17 protein-coding genes are annotated in these 19,894 nt (G+C 63.6%); 9 read left to right on the forward strand and 8 right to left on the reverse strand.

The genetic code is table 11. The annotated features are described in order from the left end of the window. Positions 1-103: 103 nt before the first annotated feature. Positions 104-685, reverse strand: coding sequence for a biliverdin-producing heme oxygenase (locus ACZK29_RS10480; protein WP_459047718.1), 582 nt, complete (start codon positions 683-685; stop codon positions 104-106). A 127-nt stretch (positions 686-812) separates the two neighbouring features. Between ACZK29_RS10480 and ACZK29_RS10485 the strand changes: the two genes are divergently transcribed. After that, a complete protein-coding gene (locus tag ACZK29_RS10485; protein ID WP_111202622.1) occupies positions 813-1,106 on the forward strand; it encodes a hypothetical protein in 294 nt (97 codons plus the stop codon). Between the two features lie 16 nt (positions 1,107-1,122). Here ACZK29_RS10485 and ACZK29_RS10490 read toward each other — a convergent pair whose 3' ends face one another. Continuing rightward, complete coding sequence (locus tag ACZK29_RS10490; protein ID WP_111202664.1) at positions 1,123-1,608, reverse strand: TspO/MBR family protein; 486 nt, start codon at positions 1,606-1,608, stop codon at positions 1,123-1,125. Between the two features lie 72 nt (positions 1,609-1,680). Continuing rightward, entirely contained in the window at positions 1,681-3,864 is a 2,184-nt protein-coding gene (locus ACZK29_RS10495; RefSeq protein WP_478447018.1) for an AsmA family protein, read from the reverse strand. Between the two features lie 600 nt (positions 3,865-4,464). Here ACZK29_RS10495 and ACZK29_RS10500 point away from each other — a divergent pair. Next, on the forward strand, positions 4,465-6,609 hold the full coding sequence (locus ACZK29_RS10500) for a serine/threonine-protein kinase (RefSeq protein WP_099561318.1): 2,145 nt from the start codon (positions 4,465-4,467) through the stop codon (positions 6,607-6,609). Further along, positions 6,606-7,166 (forward strand): hypothetical protein, encoded by a 561-nt coding sequence (locus ACZK29_RS10505; protein ID WP_049429278.1) that lies wholly within the window; start codon positions 6,606-6,608, stop codon positions 7,164-7,166. Before ACZK29_RS10500 ends, ACZK29_RS10505 begins: the two co-directional genes overlap by 4 nt. A 17-nt stretch (positions 7,167-7,183) precedes the next feature. On the opposite strand, the gene ACZK29_RS10510 is transcribed toward ACZK29_RS10505, so the two are convergent. From ACZK29_RS10510 to ACZK29_RS10520, 3 genes are all read right to left on the reverse strand, one after another. Continuing rightward, on the reverse strand, positions 7,184-7,768 hold the full coding sequence (locus tag ACZK29_RS10510) for a phage tail protein (protein ID WP_459047720.1): 585 nt from the start codon (positions 7,766-7,768) through the stop codon (positions 7,184-7,186). Beyond that, positions 7,765-10,680 (reverse strand): hypothetical protein, encoded by a 2,916-nt coding sequence (locus tag ACZK29_RS10515; protein WP_478447019.1) that lies wholly within the window; start codon positions 10,678-10,680, stop codon positions 7,765-7,767. Before ACZK29_RS10515 ends, ACZK29_RS10510 begins: the two co-directional genes overlap by 4 nt. Before the next feature lie 336 nt (positions 10,681-11,016). After that, the gene (locus tag ACZK29_RS10520) at positions 11,017-11,625 is read right to left on the reverse strand and encodes a hypothetical protein (RefSeq protein WP_049429274.1); all 609 of its coding nucleotides are present in this window, start codon (positions 11,623-11,625) and stop codon (positions 11,017-11,019) included. Between the two features lie 280 nt (positions 11,626-11,905). Here ACZK29_RS10520 and ACZK29_RS10525 point away from each other — a divergent pair, with 280 nt between their 5' ends. The 4 genes from ACZK29_RS10525 to ACZK29_RS10540 all read left to right on the forward strand — a co-directional run bounded on the left by ACZK29_RS10525 (position 11,906) and on the right by ACZK29_RS10540 (position 15,883). Then, on the forward strand, positions 11,906-13,435 hold the full coding sequence (locus ACZK29_RS10525) for a sigma 54-interacting transcriptional regulator (RefSeq protein WP_478447020.1): 1,530 nt from the start codon (positions 11,906-11,908) through the stop codon (positions 13,433-13,435). A 118-nt stretch (positions 13,436-13,553) separates the two neighbouring features. Further along, positions 13,554-14,621 carry a ComEC/Rec2 family competence protein gene (locus tag ACZK29_RS10530; protein ID WP_478447021.1) on the forward strand — a complete coding sequence of 356 codons (1,068 nt, stop codon included), beginning with the start codon at positions 13,554-13,556 and terminating at the stop codon, positions 14,619-14,621. 532 nt (positions 14,622-15,153) lie between these two features. Then, positions 15,154-15,303, forward strand: a complete 150-nt coding sequence (locus tag ACZK29_RS10535; protein WP_324615445.1) for a hypothetical protein — start codon at positions 15,154-15,156, stop codon at positions 15,301-15,303. A gap of 253 nt (positions 15,304-15,556) precedes the next feature. Next, positions 15,557-15,883, forward strand: coding sequence for an HNH endonuclease (locus ACZK29_RS10540; protein WP_323162603.1), 327 nt, complete (start codon positions 15,557-15,559; stop codon positions 15,881-15,883). On the opposite strand, the gene ACZK29_RS10545 is transcribed toward ACZK29_RS10540, so the two are convergent. Further along, positions 15,880-16,656: a hypothetical protein gene (locus tag ACZK29_RS10545; RefSeq protein ID WP_032966761.1), complete on the reverse strand. Its 777-nt coding sequence runs from the start codon at positions 16,654-16,656 to the stop codon at positions 15,880-15,882. The two genes, ACZK29_RS10540 and ACZK29_RS10545, sit on opposite strands and share 4 nt — an antisense overlap. 538 nt (positions 16,657-17,194) lie before the next feature. Here ACZK29_RS10545 and ACZK29_RS10550 point away from each other — a divergent pair. Further along, positions 17,195-17,644: a hypothetical protein gene (locus tag ACZK29_RS10550; protein ID WP_141653545.1), complete on the forward strand. Its 450-nt coding sequence runs from the start codon at positions 17,195-17,197 to the stop codon at positions 17,642-17,644. Positions 17,645-18,540: 896 nt separating this feature from the next. On the opposite strand, the gene ACZK29_RS10555 is transcribed toward ACZK29_RS10550, so the two are convergent. After that, positions 18,541-19,155, reverse strand: a complete 615-nt coding sequence (locus ACZK29_RS10555; RefSeq protein ID WP_033835133.1) for a hypothetical protein — start codon at positions 19,153-19,155, stop codon at positions 18,541-18,543. A 61-nt stretch (positions 19,156-19,216) separates the two neighbouring features. Here ACZK29_RS10555 and ACZK29_RS10560 point away from each other — a divergent pair, with 61 nt between their 5' ends. After that, on the forward strand, positions 19,217-19,477 hold the full coding sequence (locus ACZK29_RS10560) for a hypothetical protein (protein ID WP_049401600.1): 261 nt from the start codon (positions 19,217-19,219) through the stop codon (positions 19,475-19,477). Positions 19,478-19,894: the final 417 nt, after the last annotated feature.

Genomic DNA, 19,894 nt, shown 5'->3' on the forward strand with positions numbered 1-19,894 from the left:
TGATTCATGGATGGCTGGAAGGACCCAGTGCTACATCCGGCTTGCAGGAATGGTGAAGCAAAAGCGTGCCTTCGCCTACCGCCGGGTGCGCATGAAAAGCATTTCATTCAAACCTGAATTCTTCATCTACGCAGCGACGGACGAACTGGAAGCCATCCATCGCACCGCGACAAGCCTGCGCTTGCTCGTCCTTGTTCAGTGCCGCAGCATCGATGGCTTCGCGCTGACGTCGCCAGTACTCGGCAACCCCCAGCTCGGAAGGGCGCAGGTGGCGGGCACCATGCCCGGCGTGCAGCCGCAATGCCGCCGCCGCCTTCAACAGCACCGCCGCCCCAAGGGTGGAGCCTTCTGCCACGTAGCGCCAGCCCAGAGCGGTGGCTGGAGAGGCCACCTGCAACTGCGGGTGCCACGTGTGCAGGGTTGGTGCGCACGCCCCCAGGTCCCGCAGGTCCGCCTCGATCAGCGATAATCTGGCTGCACCCCCGTCGGGGTTCTGGTAAAGCGGCGCAAGGCTCGCATGGAACTGCCACTGCACGCGCAGGAAGGCCAGATAGCGCTCGCGCGAGGCGAAGATGCGCTGTTCCAGCAAATGCTGATCGAGGCGGCCGTGAATGCTGCGGGTGTGTTCCTTCAGCATCAGGCTGAGAGGAACGGTATGAGGGCGGGTTGGGATGGGCACGGACATCGGCAGGCACCCTAGCAGAATCGTGCCCGCCGGCGTGTAGAGGTTTCGCAGCCGGTGCATATGGGCTGCACACCGGCTCGACAGGGGGTGACCTAGGGTTGGTCTACCTTCAACAGTTGCCACGCCCGTGAACCTGCAGACGCTGCCACCCCTCCCGTATCGCATGCTGCCCGACAGCTGCCAGTTTGAATTGCTGGATGTTGATGCCCTGCAGGATCCCGCCAGCGGCCGCCTGCTGCATCTGTACTCGCTGGTGGCTCGTTGCCTTTCCTGTGAGACGGTGTTCAAGGCAGAGGAAGGCCAGGGGCTGGTGAGCCATTCTTCTGCCAGAGTGGTGCGCTGCCCCACGGGCTGCGGCCAGCAGGCCTTCAAGCCGTCCCTGCTGAGGGCGTGGCGTCCGCAGGCGATTGCCCAGGCCTGATTGGCGTGCGTTGCCGTCACAGCAGCGCGGGGTTGGCCTGCCAGACTGAGTAGTTCAGCGCGCAGGCAAACGAGATCCAAGCCAGATAGGGCAGCAGCAATATCGCCGCAACGCGATTGGCGCGCGCAAACGTGACGACCGTGGCGCACACCAGTGCAATCAGTAGAAGAATGTCAGCGAACGCGACGGCGCCAAGCTTCCAGCCGAAGAACAGCCAGCTCCATAGTGCGTTGGCGGCCAGTTGCAGCAGATAGAGCAGAAGCGCCGGTTGAGCGCCGCGCCAGCCGCGCTCGCGCCATACCCGCCAGGCCGCCACCGCCATCAAGGCATAGAGCAGCGTCCACACCGGGCCGAAGACACCTGCCGGCGGTGCCCACGCGGGCAGGTCAAGCGAGGCATAGAAGGCGGCCGCCGACGAAGACGCCCACGCGCCCAGCGCGGCCGCAGCGAAAGTAATGGCCAGCCAGCCCAGAAACCCGGAAATCTGTGTGCCGCGCTTCATCCACATACCGCTCTATGCTCCGTATGCGCTGCATACGCATGAAGGCGGCAACTGGATGCAGGCGTGCCGGTTTCAGTCTGAAGACCCGCCAGTGCCCGCTGGCAGAAGGGAAGGGCGCTCGTCAAACCACTCGCGCGCCTTGGCCAGGTGCCACTGGCGCTGCCCGCCGTCCAGTTCGATGCCCGCTCCCAACAGCCCCCAGCGCAGGTAAAGGTCACCGCGCTTGCGCTGTTCCAGCAGGTCCAACCGCGCGCGCACCGACAGCCGATCATTCTCGGCCTGCAGGCCATCGATCACCAGATGGCCCGGGCGCCAGCGCAGCCTGGCCTGCGCATCCACCTGGCCTGAATCCAGAAGTGACAGGGTCCAGCGCGGATAGTCCGTGCGTTCCGCGAACAGCGCCAGCAAGGGCCGCGCATCGCTGAGTGTCAGCTCGGTGGTGGCATCCACCTGGAAGGGCGATTGCGCGTCGATGCGGCCGCGCTTGAAGGCCACGCGACCTTTCCACGCGGTCGAGCGTTGGGTGCCGGTCACCTGCACGTTGCGCAGCTCGACCGTGGTGCCGGACAGATCGAAGTGACGCTGGTTGAAGTCGCCCCGGCGCAGCGTTGCGTTCACATCCACATCGCCGCCCATGTCCAGTCCTGCGACTCTGGCGCTGGTGTTGCGCCCGTGCAGGCGGGCCGTGCCATGGCCAACGCGGCCATCGGTATCGAGCGTGGCATCACCGCTGAGTGAGCCGGTGCCGCGCAGCAGGCGCACCTGTTCTGAACCGAGATAGCGGTTGTAGGCGGACAGGTCCGGAATGGTGGCGTCGCTGAAGCTCAGGCGCGCGCGCACCCCCTTGCGCAGTTCCTGCAGGCGTCCGTCGCCGGTGAGGTCCAACGCCAGATCGCGGCCGTCGAACAGCCGAACGGCCTTGGTATCGGTGGGACGCGCGGTGAAGCGGGGCAGGCGGACGGCAAGCAGCGCCTGGCTGGGGTCGCCGCCCTTCAGTTCCCCATGCGCGCTGGCGGTACCGGCAAGCCGGACGCCGGCGACCTCGGCGACTGCTTCGGCAGAGGGAATGTCCACCGTGCTGCCTTCGCTCAGCTCGCCATTGCGCAGCCGCAGGTCGGCCTTCAGCGTGCCGCCACCGTCCAGTTGCAGCCACGGCTTGCGGACGAACAGGGCAGGGATCCAGTTGAGCGAGGTGAACGTCCATTCGCCGCGCACCGTGCCGGAACTGCGCTCCAGCAACTGCGCCGGATACTGGAAGGGAATGTCACGACCGGTGACGTGCAGGTCCGCATCCACTTCGCTGCCCGAGCCGGGTCGGGCTGGCAGGCGTGCCTGCAGGCGCAGGTCATTGGCCACATTGAGCTGAAGGGCCAGCACGCCGCGATCTGGAGCACCGTCCCCAAGATAGAGCGGCACCTGCCATAGAGCGTGGTCGCCGGGCTGCAGCTGGCCGTCGATCAGGTGTGCCGAGAGCTGCAGGTGGCCCGGCACCGGTGCGCTGGAGATCTTCGGGGTGGTGGCATCCGTATCCATGCGAAGGCCCTGGCTGCGTGCATCAACATCCAGCTGGGCATGCAGTATCTTCAGTTTGGCGAGCCCAGGCGCCTGGTCCCGGTAATGGCGCGGGTAGCTGAAGCGTGCCGCCAGGTTCATGTCACCCAGCAGCTGCACGCCATCGAAGCTGGTGTCCGCCCCCTTGAACGTGACGGTTGAATCCAGCAGTTCCGAAGGACCGCCGCGTAGCTGCTTGACGAAGCCGACCGTGCCCTGACCCTTGCCGATGATCAGCAGCTTGCCGAAACGGGCGCTGCGGATGCTGTCGCTGTGGATGGCATCGAAACGCAGCGTCCAGCCCTGGTCGCTGCGCGGGGGCGGCGGGATGGCCTCTTCAACACGGCTGATCTCGGCCGATACGCCCGTGGCCTGCAGACGCGGAACCCGCACTTCGCGCTGGAACAGCGGCAGGACTGCCAGCCTGGCGCTTGCCCGGTCGGCATGCAGCACGTAGACGGTGTGGTTGACGTGGCCGCGCATGTGCACGTTCCAGGCGATCACGTGGCCGGGCAGCAAGGTGACGGCTGGGCCGGTAGTCATCACGAACTTGTGCGGCTTGCGGTTGGTGACCTGGTCGAACAGCGGGGTGTTGAGGAAGACGTTGCCGGCCAGCAGGTAGAGAACGTACACGCCCAGCAGGATGTAGCCAGCGACGCGCCATCGGCGGAGCCGGTGCGGGATGCGCGCGGAAGTAGGGGGCATGTACTGCTCTAAGGGCCGGAATTCACTCAACTATTGCCGAACCGATGGCGGTGGCGCGTGAAGCAGCTACGGGGCAGGTGCTGGAATCTGCTAGTACCCGGCCTGGTCACGACCACAGATCTGCAGTAGACGCATGGAGATCCGGCCCGCCCGTGCAGGCGATTTCGACGTGATGTGGGGCATGCGCGACGCAGGATGTGCTGCCTTTTCAAGACGGCCTTCGCTGGCGCTTTTGAGGGCGGCACGTTTCGCACGCATTGGTTCCAGGCCCAGACACCTAATGTGGCCGCGCTGGAGGGCCGGGCTGTGGGCATGTACAAGATGGGCCCGAATTTCCCTGACCTTCGGCGCTGGGATTGGTTGATGTGTATGTGATGCGCCGGTTCCTGTAGCCCACGGTGCAGCAGGTCCCAGCGCAGAATGCTGGTGGCTTCTGCATCCAAGGTGTGCAGCAGCGCCTGTCAATTTTCTGGCAGTGTCTGCTGCGGTAGGGTGACGCACCCTGCATGTGGAGGATTGCAATCGAACACGCGTGTTCAACCCCGTGAAGTCGCGAAAAGTGACTGATCCTTCCTCCCTCTCAATCAATCAGGAGTGGGAATGGACACCGTTGTGGAGCAACCCTCTACGGGGGAGGGGCAGCAGTTCAGTCACTATCGGATTGGAGGCACGCTGGGCGAGGGGGGCTTCGGTCGGGTTCGCCTGGCCTGGGATGAGCGGCTGGCGCGCGAAGTCGCGATCAAGTTCTCGATAGGCGATGAATCCGGCCAACGGGGGCTGCGCTACGAGGCCCAGCGGCTGGCCGCGCAGGCGCACCGTGTTTTTGTAGCGGTCTATGCATTGGAGGAGCACGCCGGTCAGCTGGCGATGGTGATGGAGCGCATCCGCGGCATCACTTTGGCGCAGGCGTTGGACCGGACCGGCGCGTTGCCCGCCGAACGTGTGCTGCGTCTGGGTGCGGCGGTGGCCGAAGCCTTGGCCGTGGCCCATCGCCATGGCTGGGCGCACGGTGACCTGAAGCCCTCCAACGTGATGCTCACCGAATGCGGAGACGTGCGCATCCTGGATTTCGGTGCTGCTGCGGCCATCGACCCCGAGCAGACCGTCAGCACGGTGACTGCCCAGAGCGCGGCAGGGACGCTGGCTTACCTGGCCCCCGAACGCCTGCTGGGCGCGCGCGCGTGCGCATCCGGTGACATCTATGCGCTTGGGCTGGTGCTGCACGAGGCGCTGAAGGGCAGCCGTGATTTCGAGGCCGGCGCGGCGTGGGGCGGATTACATCGGCGCCTGCATGGTGGCGCGGCAGGGCGACGGCTGCCGCGCGGTACCGACGCCGCGCTGACCGATCTGGTCGAGCGGATGACGCGCCGGCACGCGCAGGACCGTCCACGCTCCATGTCCGATGTGCACAGGGCGCTGCTGAAGGCGCAGGAGCAGCGGCACGAGCGAAGCCGAAAGCGTGCGGAGCGGCGTGCGGTGCTGGGCTTGATCGTGTTGTTCGGCCTGCTCGCTGTGTTCATCCAGGCGCGCGACGTGCGCCTGGCGGGGGCAGAGGCTGTCGCGGAGGCCGGTGCTGCGATCGACCCGTTGGTCCGCGCGGAACGCCTGTTGGCTGACTTCGACCAGGCCGGCACTGTAGCCGAAGCGGTGGCGCTGCTGGAGCAGCGACTGGCCAGCGACCCGCACGATGCCGGTGCCGCGGCGCTGCTGGCCATCGGGTATTGCCTGAGCTACGCCGGTGATGAGCGCGATGAGGTCTGGTTGAGTCGCGCACGCGCGGCAGCCCAGCAGGCCGAGCGTGAGGAACCGCAGCAGGCCATCGTGCAGGCGGCGCGAGGCTGGGTGGAGGAGTATCTGAACAACAAGGCCGACGCAGAAGCCCACTATCTGCGGGCGCGGATGCTGGACCCGAGCGATCGCCATGCGTTGCTGGGCCTGGCGCGCCTGTACGCGCAGTCGGGCCGCGCAAGCCAGGCCCAGCAGGTGCTGGCCGACGCCATGCGGCGGCTCCCTGCCGACCGCGGCTTTGTCGACACCCAGGGGACGCTGCTCTACCAGCAGGGCGATCTCGCCGGTGCCGAGCAGGCGTTCCACCGCAGCATCCTGCTCAAGCCCAATGGCGTGCAGGCCTACGTCAGCTTGAGCGGCGTGCTGCTGCGCGCGAACCGTCTCGATGAGGCGCTTCATGTGCTGCAGCAGGGCCTTCGACAGGGCAGCAATGGCCGCCTGTATGGCAACCTCGGCACCCTGCTGTACATGCGGGGTGACTACGCTGAGGCTGCCACGGCGTTCGAGCGTGCATTGTCCGATGCGAAGGGCAGCCCCAACGACTACCTGAAATGGGCCAATCTGGGCGATACCCTGCGCTGGCTGCCTGGCCGTGAAGCGCAGGCGCGCGCGGCGCACCAGCGCGCCCTGCAGATGGTGGACACGCTGCTGCAGCGCAGCCCGGACAGCGCAACGCTGCAGAGTCGCAGCGCGCTGTACGCCGCCCGGTTGGGACAGGCTTCGCTGGCACGGCAGCGCATCGACGCCGCACTCGCTGGTGGCAATAACAATGCAGACCTGCAGTTTCGCGCAGCGCTGGTGGCCGAACTTGGCGGCCGTCGCGAGGCTGCGTTGGCTCACCTGCAGGACGCTATCGCGCGCGGCTACCCCCCGCATATGATCGCCGGGGAGCCGGATCTTCTGGCTCTACGCCGGGATCGGCGCTACCACCGCATGCTTACAGGGAAGACAGAATGAGTGTGAACATCACCCCGCCCGCGGCCGATGCCGCGATCATCCGGGTCAGCTTCGATATCGACCAGGTCAGCTCGGACCTGTTGTGGCAGGCTGCCGTCGCAAAGACGCACCGAGATCTCTATTCGCCGGTCGGCCGCTATGCCGGTGCCGTGCATTTCCGAGAAGGCGATACGGTCAGCGTGGAGGTCACCGGCTTTGGCCGCAGCGGTACGCTGCTGTCAACCAATATCCTCGATGCGATGCTGTACACGGTTCCGCACACCTCGGGCGAACGGTTCTCGGCGCCATCGCCGTTCTCAAGCGTGCGAGCCACCACGCCGATCGAGCAGTGGCAGCCGGCCCGGATCGAGCATGACCGTGAACCCGGCTTCAGTGCGTCGGTGCAGCACTCGCTGACCCCGCTGACCGTCGTGCAGGACGACGGCCGCTGGAAGCTGTCATTGATCCTGACCGTGGTGATCGAACGCCTGACCAAGGCGGGCCCGCAGCAGGAAATCCGGGTGTTCTCGTTCGACCCAGAAGCCGAGGTGGGGTCGGGCACCGAGCCGCCGGTCTAAGCTCCTGGCGGTCGCCACTACTCAACACGGATGATGTAGTGGACGGCCATGTTGCGTGGGCGTGTCTCATGCGCGCTCACGCGACCGGTGACAGGATCGGTGGTCTTCTGGGGCTTGGCTGGCAGATTCCAGGCCTGCGCTGCATCGCCGGAAACCGTATTGCCGGTGGGTTCGCTGTAGTCATGCTGATGGGCCTGCAGGGCATCCCACTGCAGCGAGCCGACACCGGAATAGTCCGGGTTGCCGTCCGGGTAACGACGCTGGTCGCGGTCTGGATCCGCGCCGGCGCCGTCGTCAACCCCGCGGACGAACATGCCGCGCAGGTCGGGCAGGTTGAAGATGCCGCGTTCGTACTGGCCGCCGTACAGGCAGCCGAGCGCGGCAAACAAGTCCGGGTAGCGGGAGATGCGCATTTCGCGGCCATCGCAGGGCATCCAACCGAGCGGTTCCAGCAAGGCGCGGAGTGGGCCATCAGTGCGGCTCGCGGCGGACGCGGCAACGGCACCGTCGCCGCTCGACCAGGCCGGATTGGGGGCCTGCGAAACCTGTGCAAGGTCGCCGAGATAGAGGCAGACGCTGCCGATGGGCTGGGCGGTGTTCATGCCTCATCCTTGAAGTCGGGCAGGGCTTCACCGTCTTGCAGGACGCTGATATCGGTGGCCACCATCAGCTCCCACGCCTCCCGCTGAGGCGCTGGGGCCGGCGTGGCCGAGATCACCTTGAGATCGTCCGCCAGGTCCAGGTAACGCAGCGTCGCAGGTTGGTTAGCGGGGGCTGCCTCCAGTGTCGCCTGGAACGTAGGCACCAGCGCGTCATCACCCAGCCACATCATGCCTGTAGCGAGGAAGTACAGCAGCGCGTTCTCATGGCCCGGCGCTACCGGCAGCAGTACCCGTGCCTGCGCGGCCTGCAGGAACGGGGGCAACCCGGCGTCATCAGGATCCGGCGCGGGTGCAGCCTCCGGATCATCGATCAGGGTATAGGTCAGCTCCGGCCACTCCAGCGCCTGGTCCAGCCATAGCTGCAGGGTGGGCGCCACCTGCTGGTCAGGCGCATCGGCACCCGTGCGCCGGCGGGACAGGCCAAGCAGCCCGCGCACTCCTGCCCGTTGCAGTTCAAGGCGGATGCTGCGCTGTTGCGCCTGCCCGTCGGGGTGGCGCCAGGGCGATGCACCGGCGGCATCGAAATAGCGGAGCAGCTCGCGCCGCCAGGCCTCGATCAGCCGATCGTAGAGTCGTGATTTCCAGGCCGCGAGCAGCTCCGGCGTGCTGGCCAGGCGTACATCGATGTTCAATCCATAGACGGGCAGCGGCGTCGCCGTCGGTGCAGGGTCGGACGCCTCCTCCGCGTCGGCAGGTGCGACCAGGACGATGCTGATGGGCAGCGCGCCGGTCTGCCCGGCCAAGGCAATGTCCGGCAGGACGGCTGATGCATTCCCCTCGGTGGTGAACCCGGCCGTGCCGATGCTGCCTCGCATGCTCCAACCCGGGCTGGCACTGGCGAGGGCGATGCTCGCCGAGACCGCCTGATAGCCCGGCGGCAGCGGCAGCTGCTGGCTCAACAAGGGTGTGCCGCTCTCGAACACCGTACAGGCATGTGCCTCGGGCGTGGGCGGAAGCTCGGTGACCTCCACGCCGTAGCGTGCCGCCAGCGCAGCGTAGTAGCAGGGGCTCTGCGGATCCAGCGAAAGATCATTGAACTGGCGCAGGCCCAGCTGTGCAGGTGCCAGCGGCTGTTCCAGCGCCTGCCCATACTGGTCACGGCGAGCGTGCACCAGCCGCTCGCCCGGCCGCGGGACACGGTATTCCAGCATCAGCCGATGGCCGACGGAGACAACCCAGCACCGGTAGCGGGCATTGAGCCAGCGGTAGACGCCACGCTGGTTGTTGGCGCGGCCGCGACGATCGAAGCACTGTGAGACTTCATTGCGGCGGGTGTGACGATGTCGCTGCAGCCGCCGCTCGCCCAGCTGGGTGGTGACCCGTTGTGCGGCACGCTGGACGATCCGCCGCGCCAGCGTCGCGCTGTCGGCCAGGCGATCACGGGTGGGCTGGGTGTCCACCGGCATCAGCGTGCAGCTTCCGTCCTGCTGGCACTGGGTGGGCGGACCGTAGGTGGTTGAATACTCGAGCTTGAACTGTTCGCGCAGCGCGTTGTGGACTTCCGACTCCAGCGTGCTGGCGAGGCCGTCGCGCAGATCCTCACGGGTATCGGCCACGCCTGTCCGAGCGCCATGCTCGCTCAGCGTGTCAGCGCGCTCATGCCGGGCGCGCACCTTGCGCTCATCGGCCATCACGCTCTCGATGTGGCTGACTTCTCCCAGCGCGTAGCCCAACAGGCGGCGCTTGACCTGCTGCAGCTCACCGATCGCATAGGGCTGGATCGGGATGCTCGACGGCTCTTCGGCCCGGGCGGGCCCGGCGGCGGGTAGCGGGAAGACGGGAGAAGGCAACAACAGGGTGGCGGCCAGGCCATTACGCAGACGTTCTGGTGGCCAACGCCCCTCGAAACCCGGTGCGGTATCGCGCGACAGGCGGCCCAGCAGTGATGCCGCCTGGAGGGTGCGGGTGAGTGCGTCGCGCTGGCGACGGTCATAGCCAAGCACACAGTTCAAGGCGAACACGTTCTGCCAGATCCGATCAAGCGTCTGCGCGAATTCCGTCGAGGCCATGGCCTCCGTGATCGCCGGCCAGGGTTGGCCCCAGAGCTGCACGATCAGATCGATCAACGCTTCGCGGCTTGGCAGCGGAATCGCTGCAGCGGACAGCGCGAAGCGCTCCAGCGCAACAGCGTCCGGCCCCAGCACGGCAATCGTGGGCACGCACTGGCCGGTGTAGGGCGCATCGCCCTGCAGGAACATCACCGCCTGCTCAAGCATCTGGCTGCGCGCACTGTCTCCCGCTGGAAGCAACGCGGCCAGCTGGCAGTACAGGCGCGGGTCGGCGGTCGTGCAGGTGCCGGAGTAAGCGATGAAGTTGTCCTCCTGGGCCCGGGTCGAAGTGCCCGGCCACGCCCGGAGCTGGATATAGGGGAACAAGTCGCCCGCCTCCTCGAGCCGCGACTGCACCACTTCGCCCTGCGCCGGTTCCGGCACCGGGGCGGGCGGCACTGCTTCGCCCAGCAGTTGCGGCGGGGCGCTTCCGCCGGGATAGCGGAGCTGGTCCAGCAGAAGTGCGGCGCGACTGGCATCGAAATGCAGCTGGCCGACGATCATCATGCCCGGCGAGGTTTCGCCGCGCGCATCGAACGCCAGTATCGGATCGTTGGATACCAGATGCTTGCGTGCGAGCAGCTGCCCCTGCCAGGACACATCCACATCGCAGGCCAGCGCATCGGCGCCGAAGGTCCAGTTGATGCGCACCGGCCCCTGCTCGAAAACCCCCGCGTTGTCAGTGCCCGGCATCGCCATGCGCGCCTCCTTCGAAGGGACCAGCAATCCTTGCGAGATCGGTAAAGCCGCCGGGATAGCCGGTGTCCACCAGCCAGACTCCGATGCAGCCGTCAGCATCGACACGACGCTCGATCCGTCCCCACAGGATCCGGTTGTTGGAATAGGGGTCCACAAGCGAGAACGTCAATCGTGGGGTGGTGCTGTCCAGAATGCTGCGGGCGATGAGGTTGACCGGGTCCATCGAGGAGATGGCCCGGTCGATCAACAGCAGGGCGACATCGAACGCACCATCCACGGGATCACTCCAGTAGATCTCGATACTGGCGCCTGGCGAGGGCGCCCAGATGTTGCTGGGCAGGGGGGGCGAGTCGGCATGGAGCGGGGGCAGCGAAGGCGCAGTGGTCATGATGGAACTCCTCGGAGTGGAGCGGGACGGGCCAGGGCCCGTCCCGCTGCGGATCAGGCCTTGGTCAGCGAGTAGCCCTTCCACTTGGACCCAGTGACGATCAGCGAATCGCCCTCGAGCACCTCGAGCTGGGTCTGGCTGATTTCTTCCTGCACCAGGCGCTGGCCCTTGTAGGTGAACTGGGAAACCACGGCGACGAACATGCTCGCGCGTACATCTTCCATGAACAGGCCGCCCGGCCAGATGACCTGCGGCTCGTAGATCGCGTCCTGGCCGCGCAGGATGGAAGCTTCCACGCCGATGCTGAAGTTGTTGACCACGCGCACCTCATTGAGCACCAGGTCGGTAAAGCTCTGGTTGATCACCGCACCATTGGAGCGGCGGTCCTGCGAGGCGACGCTGTCGATGGTGAACGCGGCGGAGGTCTCGGCGAAGGAGGCCGGCTTGGCCGAGGTGTCCAGCTGGTCGGGACGGGAAGCATCGTTCGAGTAACGCACCTGCAGGCCGAAGTCATCCGGGATCTGGATGACCGAGTTGCCACCCGGCGGCGGTGCGGCAACCTGCCAGGCGATCGTGGCCAGGGTCGGGTTGCTCACCGGCTTCTGGAACACGGCCAGTCGAACGGTTTCGCCGGTTTCGTTGATCAGAGTGATGGTCGACATGAAGGACTTCCTTGAGATTGAGGGTTGATGGGCGAGACGCAGCGTGCGCCTCGATGAGGGCGTACACACAAACCGTGCCAACTCCACCGAACCCGCCATGGCAAGGGTTCGCGCCAGCCCGGACAGGCCATGGCCAGGGCTGGCAGGTCGGCTGACATGTCGGCTGACATGCCCGGCATGCCCCTCCGCGGCCCGCGCCGACATCAGGTACGATCCGGCAACGGCCACGGAATGGGGGCAGGGACCGGTGTCGCGACGCACAGCTGACAGGGAAGCCACGTTGTCCTCGCCGATCGAGGCGCTGGCGGCACAGGCCACGGCAACGCTCGGATTGACGGTGCTCTGGCATCCGCGTCGGCGTCGCATTGGTGAGCAGGCAGCCTTGCTCCTTGAGCGTGGCGCGGCCGAATTGAACCGGAATGCGCCCGCGTTCTTCGCCGCCGCCAGTGACGTCGGCGAGGCGCTTGAACATCAGGGCGTTTCGAGGCAATCCCTGTGCTTTCGTGCAGGCGACGACGGCAGTGTGCTGCTGAGCGCCCCGGCATCGACGATGCGCGTCGAGATCGACGGTGTGCCGATCAGCGAAGACATGCGCGGGACGCCCATTGCATTCGACACGACGCGGCTTCGCCGTGGGGTGGTACTTCGATTGGGTGGCAGTGTCCTGCTGTGCCTGGGCTATATCGGTATCGGCAGCGCCGGGCAGGGCGGCAGTGCACTGGTCGGGGTGAGCCCGGCGATGACGCGGGTACGTGCAGCGATCGCCCAGGTCGCGGCAACCGACATGCCGACCCTGATCCTGGGGGAGACCGGCACCGGCAAGGAGCTCGTGGCGCAGGCCATCCATGCCGCCAGTGCGCGTTCGCACCGGATGCTGGTGAGCGTGAACATGGCCGCCTTGAACGAGTCGCTGGCGGCGGCGGATCTGTTCGGCGCGAACAAAGGGGCCTACACCGGAGCACAGGTGGCGCGCGAAGGCTATTTCGCCGAAGCCGACGGCGGAACGTTGTTCCTCGATGAGATTGGCGACACGCCTGCGGCGGTGCAGCCGATGCTGCTGCGGGCGCTGGAAACCGGCGAATACCGACCGCTTGGAAGTGCACGCAACGAGCGCGCCGACGTGCGCCTGATAGCGGCCACCGATCGGGATCTATCCACGCCAGGCTTCAACCAGCCGTTGCTACGTCGCCTTGAAGCCTTCGTGATTGCAATGCCGCCACTGCGCGAGCGTCGCCAGGACATCGGTGTTCTGATCGTGCAGCTGCTGCAACGTTGGCAGGGCAGCGACGCTGCACCGGTGGAGCTGCCTGGCTCGGTGGTGCAGGCGTTGTGCCTGTATGACTGGCCCGGCAACGTCCGCCAGCTGGCACATGTGCTGCGGCGACTGAGCCTGGCGGCACAGGTACAGGAATGGCCGGACATGCAGGCATTGCTGCCGGCTCCCGTGCCCACGCCCGTCTCCCTGTCTGCGCCTGCGATGGACGCAGGCCAGGTGGCCGCTGTGGCGCCGGCAGTGCGCTATCGCTCACCGTCGCGGGTCGGCGAGGACGATGTGATTGCTGCACTGGAAGCACACCAGTGGTGTGTGCGCAAGGCGGCCGAGCATCTCTGCGTCTCGCGTGCTTCCTTCTACGTGCTGCTGGACGCATCGCCGAGCATCCGCCGCGCCGATGACATTCCGCTGGACGAGATAAGCCGCGCGGTCGCGCAGGCCCCTGACGATCCGGGCCACTGGGCCTCGCAGCTGCGCACGCCGCGCGAATCCCTGCGCCGGCGCGTGCGCCAACTAGGCCTGGCCAAGCGCCTGTAGGCCACGCGATCGCGGTGCGAACCGGTGTGCTGCAGGCACGCCGATGACTTGGCATGGATCGTGCGTTTATCCCTCGTGACAGCCATCCGGCCTGTCTCAACCCAACGAGGGTCATCCCATGACACGCATCGACTTCGTCGGTCGCGGGCTGCTGTTGTCCGCGACTCTCACGCTGGCTGCCTGTACCACGAGCACCATCAAACCCACTCCGCCGTCGCCCATCGAGGCGCCGTACATCAATGGGGTGAACCCTGGAAAAATGATCGTGCATACCCTGCCGGTCGGGGCGGGAAACTGCCAGATTGCCCAGTGTCCTTCGGGAAATCGGTTGATCGTTATGGACTGCGGTGCCAGAGGTCGCGGCAGCCAGGGTTGGGATCGGACCAAGGTAAAAAGCTATGTTGAAACGCTGACCGACAGCAAGAGTGAGATCACAGTGAGTGTCAGCCATCCTCACGCGGACCACTACAGTTACATCACCACCGCGTTTGAGGGGCTGCCGGTCAAGTACGTGTACCTGGGCGGCAAGAGGGAGGATTACAGCCAAGCCTTCCGGGACTGGATCGTGGAAAATGAGGGAAAATATGGCACTGAGGTCAAGCAATCCGCAACATTCTATTCATCCTCTCCCTCCAAGCCCGAGCCCGGTTTGAGTTGCTGGAAGTCGCAAGGTGGGGGGAGTAGTGAAGATGTATCCGGCTACATCCTGGGTGCCGGCGCAGGTGAGAGCGGCAGCAAGGACAAGAACAAGAACGATGAGAGCATGGTGGTGGCGATGCGCTATGGGGAGTTTACGACGACGTTTACCGGTGATATGACGGGAGTGACCTGGGACGCAATACAGAAGTACTCCAAGATCAGAGACTTCAAGACCAATCTTCTGACTGGCGCGCACCACGGCTCATCCAGCGAGGGCAGCAATTCAGCGTCTTGGGCCGGTGATACCAGGCCCCAATTTTTGATTTTCAGTGCTGGTGAGCGATTCGATCACCCGCGCTGCGAAGCTGTGGATCGCTACACCACCGTACTCTCTGAGTTGCCTCTGCATGATTACTGGTGCGGTGATGGCGGAGCTGGTGAAGAACGAACGACTCAAGAGAACATCCTGGTAACCGAGTCCAATGGGTTGATCGTCATTGAGGCCGATTCCAAAGGGACAATGAAGCGGCTCCCGGTGGAGTTCTGAACCAAAGTGGCCGTAGCGGAGGGTGACTGCTCACGGGCAGTCGCCCCCGTGCTACTACTTAATAGCGCCGTGCGGCAGCCCTTAAACGAAAAACCGGCCCAAGGGCCGGTCAGTTTCCGATCACGCATGATCAGGCTCCATGCCAGAGTAGGTGCCGGGGCAGCGGCAAGAGACGTGCCAGCCACCCCAAGATGGGCGCAACATAATATACATTATGCGAAATGATGTATCTGTCCTAATCCGGTTCGTGGGCTCCGCTTGGCAATGTGATTGTCAGTTGACTGCCACAACGGAAACGCCCCAGATCCCACAGCTGTCCGCCCGTATTTCCCCACAAGGACGCCCGCGATTTCCAGATCTCCCCCAAAGATGCCCTTGATTCCTGGATCCGCACCTAAGACGCCCTCGATTTCTGGCTCCACATCCAGCTCGCCCTTGAGTTCCCAACTGCGCACCTGATCGGTCAGAGCTTGTCGCCTGCACTTCCCAGTTCCGCCAGTCGCGACATTGGTCGCAAGAACAATTAGACGAGATCTCGGGCCTGAACGTGCGAACAGTTCAGCGGGTTGAGCAGGACTACAACACCGCGACTTCCCTGGGTGACGCGCCACGCCCCGCTCCACCTGCTCAAGCGCGTCGCTCGCCCCCTGACCAAGCTTTGACCTTAACTGGGCGTCGGTGACTCCCTCCCGTTCTGGTCGGCATCTGGGCCTTGTAGCGGCTCAAGCGCTGAGCTATAACGCCTTAGCCAGTCGCTATAAAGCGCCGGTGTTGTGCCCGCATAGCCAATAGGCTCCGGGTGCCCGAGGTCCACCCAATGGGGGCACGGGAATCCTTCGATTCCGGAGCCATCCATGACCGCCAAACGCCGCAGATCCCTTCGCACTTCTGCCTTCTACGCCCAATCGGGCCGTTGCTTCTATTGCGGCCTGCCGATGTGGCTCACTGCACCCTCAGAGCTCGGGCTGAAGGCCAGTAAGGCCCGAGCCTTTCAATGCACCGCCGAGCACCTGGTGGCCCAACAGGACGGGGGCAGAGACGTGTCCGGGAACGTGGTGGCCGCGCATAGCCGGTGCAACCAGGGCAGGCACCAGCGGAAGGGACCAGCCCCTTCCGCTGAAGCGTTCCGGGCGCTGGTTCAGACGCGGCTGGCAATGGGGAGATGGTGGTCCCGACTGCCATCAGGGATTGCACGTGCTTCCGTATGGCCAATTGAATTGAATCTTTGCAAGGAATCGGCAGCTGCTTGCCTGATTCGCTAGTCCACACTAGTGGCGCCCGGTTGCGGTGCTAGAACGGCGAGTCTGCTGCGAAATGGTCGCGCATTGGGCCTAACAAGGTCTGCGACCCTGTCAACACGTCCGAGAATTCCACCTGTCGCCACCTTCTCGTTCCAATATCGTTCCATCCACTCGGCTTTATCCAGGATCTTACCCGGAGCGCCTAGCAGCCTCTTGGCGATGAAATGCCGGATGAGAGCGGCCTGGCTATCGAGAATCACGACGCCCGCCCTTGGATTAGAGTCATAAGCGCTGTACGAGATCAGATAGTGGACATAGTGGCGGTCTGGCTCTTCGTCATCCCACGTCAACAGGTTGCTTAACCCCGCAGCGCGAGCATCCGATCGCACCTCTTCGCTCACGAGCACCATGGGATTGCGTGCTTCCTTACATTCCATGCGATAGGCGTCCAGCATCGCCGGTCCGAAGATCATCTGAGAATCATGATGAATGCTTCCAACTGTGAGCCCTCCACGTATCAATATATCAACCACTAGCAGGTTCTCGGCCAACATTCTGATGCAGCTCAGGATGTCGGCAAGGCCAGCAGGAGAGCGGCTGCTTGATATGACGATGCAGTCGCTGAAGTAAGTGAACAAAAGTCCTGTTGCTGGGTTGCAGCACGCTGTGTTCTTTAGTCTGTCGATGGCCTCTGCTATTTCATCAAGCTTGCTCATGTCGGCTGCCGACTCTTGGACAAGTGCGGAGAACCCGAGCATGTCGATGAAGGCGACGTACTTATCTTGGTAGAGCATGAAGAACTCCTTAGATGGTCGTGCCCATGGTGCCGAGGGCGGTTCCATTTGACCAGCGGGTGCGGGGCACGTCATAGGCCATGGAGCAATGTCAGCGACCTGGCTCGCGCACTAGTCTCGCAGAGGCTTGTTACGGCGCATCTTCGCATCGGATAAAAGCGAGCGAACGAGAGAGTTGAAGTCCATCCTGGCCCTAAAAGTTTCCTTCACCCTTGGTTAAACGAATGTCCGCTTTCGGTCAGAAGCGGACCAAAGTAGCCGGTGCTCTTCGCAGCCCGTACGCGACTTGGAGTCATATCCTCAATCTGTATCAGGGCTCAGACCTAAGTGCCTGATGGTCCAATTCAGCGACACTATCCAGCTTCGGCGTCATCGCACACTTCGGGATACAGCCAGCGCGATCCGCTTATGGAACCAAACCGCACTGTGCCTTACTCTTAAGGAACATTGCCAACGGCAACCTTCGGCAATTGAATTTAGAGAATCCGGGCGGTTCATCCCGCGCGGCCCGTTAATGTCTACAGCTGTGGAGTTGTGAATGGCAGAAGATCAAGGTGGTGAAGAGGTAATTAGGGAGATAGGGAAGGCGCTAGCCCTTGCGTCTGAGCTTGATCCACAAATTGTTAGATCGCTTCGCTCCGCGATTGTTCAGGCGATGTCTGATTACGAGGACGACACGAATGCACAAGCTGCAGCCGCACTTGCGGCGGTTCTCGATTTTAGACCTGTGACGACCCAAGACGCCCTCTCGCAAACCTTGGGTGAGATCGGGAAGCTGGTCGAAGGTCTCACCGGACTGGAGGACGTTCATTACACTGTTGAGACACCAGAAGGTCGCCGAGTTCGCTCAATCCGGTCACATCTACCAACTGTATCACCCCAGCGTTTGACGGATCACGAGCAGGCAGATCTTGAGGCCTATATCGCTCGATATCTGCCACCGGACGACCCTCGCGAGGAACACGCGCCACGAGGACCGCGACTGTGACGATCAGTAAGTTAGCAATCCTCAACGCTGTGAAAGCAGCCATTTCGCGTGCTAAGGCGAGCGGGTCTCCCTACGCGCAAGGAAAGGCTTACGAACTTCGGGTGCTGCTTAGGCTTCTGCGAATCATCGATAGTGCGGGCTACAAGCTCACGTGTACCCCCAAGATGGCAGGCGTCCTGACTTTTGGAGGATCTCCATGCAAAGCAAACCATCCGGATCACGATTACATCAGTGGATCTACGTCTACTGAGAAGCTCGAGATTAGGATTTCAGTGCAGGTCACCACACTAAGCCATAGCTGGAAAGGCACGACGGTGGTCAAAGCGGCTGACCGTCACGAGATTGACGTCGGTGTATATCGTCCGATTAAGACCCGTCGCTATCCCGCATTTACGGAGTTACTTCTTGGGGTCTCGTGCAAGACTGGCGGCTGGAACAAGGCGTACGTCCGCGAGGCGCTAGGTATGCGTAGGGAGCTAGGATTCCTCACATCACCTAGGACGAGCTTGACGAGCTCAGCTCCGTGGTTCATCGCAACAGTTCCCTGCGATCCTCCGGTTCCCTTTGCCTTGTACGCGACCAACGCTGGGTCCGCCGTGTATGCGTCGTTGGCAGCTTTGGGGCTCTACGTCGAGCACTACAAGGGGTAGCGGAAACAGGCTTTGGAGTACGGATCAACTCAGGTGTGTCGAGAACGATGCCCGCTTTGGGTCGAAGGCGGATGCCATCACCGGGCCGGTCGCCGCCCAATGTCCGCTTCCGGCCAGAAGCGGACATCCACCCTGCCCTCGATAAACATCCCAAATCCACGGACGACCTTGGTCTGCTTTGGCCTTCTGCCTTAGGGCCAGACCTGAACTTCGATTTCAGCCCCTAGCGTATTTGACTCCCGCGACCTAGATCTCTCCTAGATCCTTGAGCAGGGCTTGCCCCTTCTGCAGAAACCCAACTAGCAGTCGACCTCCTGCTACTTTCCGGCCCAATTGCCCATTGAGGTAGCTGACCTGGAGACGCGCATGGGCCAGCAGATCCACCTGGGCCATGCTAGGGGTCGCGGCCTGGAGCGGTTCGCCCGGCGACGCCATCTGCCCCCCGATCGGCTGGACAACGCAAGGGCGCCGGCTGTCACTCTTCGCATACGCCGTGGCCATCATCCGGCCGTTCTTCAACGACCATCCACCAAGCACCAACTCGGTCCCGAGTTGCTCGATCGGCAATCCCGCTTCGCTAACCGCTTTCTCAAAGTTCGGCCAGAGTTGGTCCACCACCAGCCCTAGCTCGGCAGATAGCTGTTCTATTGTGAAATCTGCGCGGAAGCTGGCCTGCAGTGCAAGCTCGTAGATGCGGAGGAAGAATTGCGTAGACCCGCGCGCAGCAAGCACTACGTTGTGCTGAGGGATCAGCAGCAGCTTTGCCCCCGCGGAATACGCCCCTGTGAGAGCATCCTCTGCCAGGGTATCCGCTGCGACGACGAGGTGGTCACGAGTGAGGAGAACGTTGAGGATGCTCATTGCGGGATCGTCTAGACGTTTGCAGACTATCGCCTTCCCCTCCCCTCCTGTCCAGACTGCTATGGCCTCCGCGATCACACAAATTCTTGGTCGCCCCAATGCTTGCGAGAACGCACTTGAGATACGCCGCGGCTACCTCAAGGCGATGGAAGATGCGCTGCGGGTTTCGCTTCTGATCCACCAAGATCCAAGGCTTCTGTTCGACACGTGGGCCAGACTGCTCCCCTTGATCGCTCAAAGCCACGAGAGTGACGGCAGCCAGCCATTTGCGACCGGGATCGTCCGCTCGCGCGATCATGGATCCCGGCGGTTGGCTGGCTGAGCGTATGGTTGCAATATAGGAAGCAATCGCGCGCGGACCAGAACGCTGTTCATCGCAGACATTCTTAGGGTGCCATTGCAGAGATTTCAGCTTTTGAGGAATAAAATTTCAGTGCAAGACGGTCCATTGCAGAAAAATTTGACTTGCGACTGACGCAACGCAGAAATTGCTGATGCACGGATGATGCAATGCAGAGATTACCGGCTAACAGATGCTGCAGCCCAGCCGGCCAACTGAGGGCTTTGCCCGATGGACGAGCCGTTAATCTTGCCTGCAGATCACGATTCTAGGATGACTTGTGCCTCAATCGGCTGACCAGGATCGGGCGTCTGTGCTGGAGGGCTCCTTAGAGCTCTTGGGTGAAATTCGAGCCGCTTGGATGGAGATAGAGCATGGACGTGACCGAAGATCGACGGC

This window comes from Stenotrophomonas sp. 89682_Sma, from assembly GCF_056481405.1.